This is a genomic window from Frankia sp. CoWAU3, from assembly GCF_977971855.1.
The window spans coordinates 12804-15693 of sequence record NZ_CDWWXB010000022.1 but is presented as its reverse complement, the minus strand read 5'-3'; the positions used below and the strand labels follow the sequence as shown (position 1 = coordinate 15693).

Genomic DNA, 2890 nt, shown 5'->3' with positions numbered 1-2890 from the left:
CCGCGAGCTGGACGGCACGCGGCCGGCCGTAGGCGGCCAAGGCGTCCAGCGCCGCCCGCACCGTGCGCCCGGAGTAGAGGACGTCGTCGACGAGGATCACCACGCGGCCGTCGACACCACCCTCGGGAATGTCGGTCACCTCGAGGGGACGCACGCCGCGCAGTCGCAGATCGTCGCGGTACATGGTCGGGTCAAGGGAGCCAACCGGGAGACGCACCCCCTCGACGGCCTGCACCCGCTGTGCCAGCCGGTGCGCAAGGGGTACCCCTCGGGTGGGTACTCCGAGCAGGACGACCCCGGCGCCACCGGAGGTCTTCTCGAGAATCTGATGCGCCATCCGGCTGACGATCCGGGTGATGTCGTCTGCGGACAGTACTGCCCGGGCGGTGCCGGGACGGCGCGATGCGGGGTCGCTCGCGGCAGCCGGGGCCACGCGGCATCCCTCCTTCCCCGCCTCACGGGACGGTCCTTAAAGGAGTGGTCCCAGCGACGTTACCAGGGCCCTCGGGACGTGTGAGGATCTCGCCGCCGGACGCCGACGCCCCTGGCGCCCGGCGCGACGACGGGTCGCCCACCGGTCCGGACAGCGTGGGACGTTATTGCCGCGCCAACCACGCAGCATCATGTTGTCACTACTTGTCACTGGGTTCGATGCCGTCGCCACAGCGGTGGCGGCATCCGGAAGTTCCCACCGCTCAGGCGTAGGGCGCAACCAGAGGGCTACAGAAAGTGGTACAAAGAAAGAGGCGACACGACCCCCCGGGTGTCGAGCGTCAACCCGGCGGGCACTACTATCGGTAACCGCCGGCGGCACGAGCCCCGGTTCCAACTGATCGACCACGACAGGAGTGGGCACTCCGATGTCCGACTATGCGAAGGCGCTCGGTACTCGGCTGCGCGCGATACGCACCCAGCAGGGGCTCTCGCTTCATGGCGTCGAGGAGAAGTCGCACGGTCGGTGGAAAGCCGTCGTCGTGGGTTCCTACGAACGTGGGGACCGCGCCGTCACCGTGCAACGCCTCTCCGAGCTCGCGGAATTCTACGGCGTTCCGGTGGGGGAGCTTCTTCCCGAGGGTTCCACCGTCGCTCCGCTGGAGCAGTCTCCTCGGATCGTTCTCGACCTTGAGCGTCTCTCCCAGGTTCCCAAGGAGCAGGGTGGTCCGCTCGCCCGGTACGCGGCGACCATTCAGAGCCAGCGCGGCGACTACAACGGCCGGGTGCTCTCGATCCGGTACGAGGACCTGCGCTCGCTCGCGGTGATCTACGACACCTCGCCGAGCAAGCTCACCGAGCAGCTCGTCTCCTGGGGCGTGCTGTCTCCGGAGCAGGGCGCGGACGCCGCGGCGACCGACGTCTAGCCTCGCTCCGGTATCGCGGTACCGGTACCGCGATACCGATACCACAGTCCGCTGGCTCGCATCCGCGCCACCCGCGGCACACGTATCCGGGGAAGGACCCGGTACGTCGCCTGGGCGACGTACCGGGAACGCCGATCCCGGTTCCCTCCCGGCAACCGGGCAACCCCGGTGGACCGCCGTTACGACGGCTGGCCGGGAATTGAATCCACCACCGATCCCCGTCCGGTCGACTCGGCCGGGGTGGCCGGGCCCTTTCCCTCGACCAGACTCGCGAGCAGCCCGTTGACAAACGCCGGCGACCGGTGGGTGGAGAGGTTCTTCGCCAGTTCCACGGCTTCGTCTATGGCGACCCGATCCGGGACGTCGGGACGCCAGAGCAGTTCCAGCACGGCAATCCGCAGAATGTTGCGGTCGACCGGCGGCATCCGCTCCAACGTCCAACCCTCGGCGTACCGGGCGATCCGCTCGTCGATCTCCCCGCGGCGCTCGACGACCCCCTCGACCAGCTCGACGGCGTATTCCGACACCGGTGGATCGGACTGGGCCAGCCGGGCGGCGAGGATCTCCGGCACGGCGCTCGCGCGCACGTCCGCTTCGTAGAGGATGTCCAGCGCCCGTTTACGGGCCTTGGACCTGGCGCTCAGCTCGTCACCCGGCCCAGGTACCGGCCGTCACGCGTGTCGACCTTGACCTTTTCCCCACTGGTGATGAACAGCGGCACGTTGATGGTGGCGCCCGTCTCCAGGGTGGCCGGCTTCGTCCCGCCGGTCGAGCGATCGCCCTGCACCCCCGGGTCGGTCTGCGAAATGGTCAGCTCGACGCTGGCCGGCAGTTCGACATAGAGCGGGGCGCCGTCGTGTAGCGCGACGGTGGCCACGGTGTTTTCCAGCATGTAGTCGGCCGTCCCACCGACGACATCCGGCGGGATCGGGATCTGATCGTAGGACTCGCTGTCCATGAAGACGAAATCGGCACCGTCCCGGTAGAGGTAGGTCATCTCGCGGCGGTCGACGGTCGCGACGTCAACCTTGACCCCGGCATTGAAGGTGCGGTCGACGACCTTCCCGGTGAGCACGTTCTTCAGGGTCGTGCGAACGAACGCCCCACCCTTACCCGGCTTGACGTGCTGGAAGCCGACGACGTTCCACAACACCCCGTCGATGTCGAGCGTCATGCCGTTCTTCAGGTCGTTGGTGGTCGCCACTGCGCGCGTTCTCCGTTTCCATCGCCGTAGGCCGACGGCGGGTGTGGTCGTTCCCCGGACCCTCGTGCGAGGACCGCGGTGCTCTCTCCCCAGGCCATCCCCAGGCCGCTTCCATCTTCAGGCCGCTTCCGGACCCCGCCACCGGGCGAACGCACCGGGCGCGGACGTGGCGGCGATCCTACAAACCGCCGCGACGAGTCTACCGACCCTCGGCGACAGTGGTGAACGCCGCGATCAGCAGGCCAGCGTCCGGATTGTCCAGGATGACGGTGCAGCCCTGCGCCTCGAGGCCGACGAAACGCATCCGCCGTCCCCGCGCCTTCTTGTC

General features: G+C 68.5%; 4 protein-coding genes. 1 reads left to right on the top strand and 3 read right to left on the bottom strand.

Annotated elements, in window-relative coordinates; genetic code table 11:
* Positions 1-433, bottom strand: a 433-nt coding sequence (pyrR, locus tag AC08ON_RS04155; protein ID WP_476616488.1) for a bifunctional pyr operon transcriptional regulator/uracil phosphoribosyltransferase PyrR, incomplete at its 3' end; no start/stop codon positions are given.
* Between the two features lie 427 nt (positions 434-860).
* Here pyrR and bldD point away from each other — a divergent pair.
* A complete protein-coding gene (gene bldD, locus AC08ON_RS04150) occupies positions 861-1358 on the top strand; it encodes a transcriptional regulator BldD (RefSeq protein WP_476606498.1) in 498 nt (165 codons plus the stop codon).
* A 179-nt stretch (positions 1359-1537) separates the two neighbouring features.
* Here bldD and nusB read toward each other — a convergent pair whose 3' ends face one another.
* Together nusB and efp are read right to left on the bottom strand one after the other, a co-directional pair.
* Positions 1538-1945, bottom strand: coding sequence for a transcription antitermination factor NusB (nusB, locus tag AC08ON_RS04145; RefSeq protein ID WP_476606499.1), 408 nt, complete (start codon positions 1943-1945; stop codon positions 1538-1540).
* 53 nt (positions 1946-1998) lie between these two features.
* A complete protein-coding gene (gene efp / locus AC08ON_RS04140; RefSeq protein ID WP_011437591.1) occupies positions 1999-2562 on the bottom strand; it encodes an elongation factor P in 564 nt (187 codons plus the stop codon).
* Positions 2563-2890 lie beyond the last annotated feature (328 nt).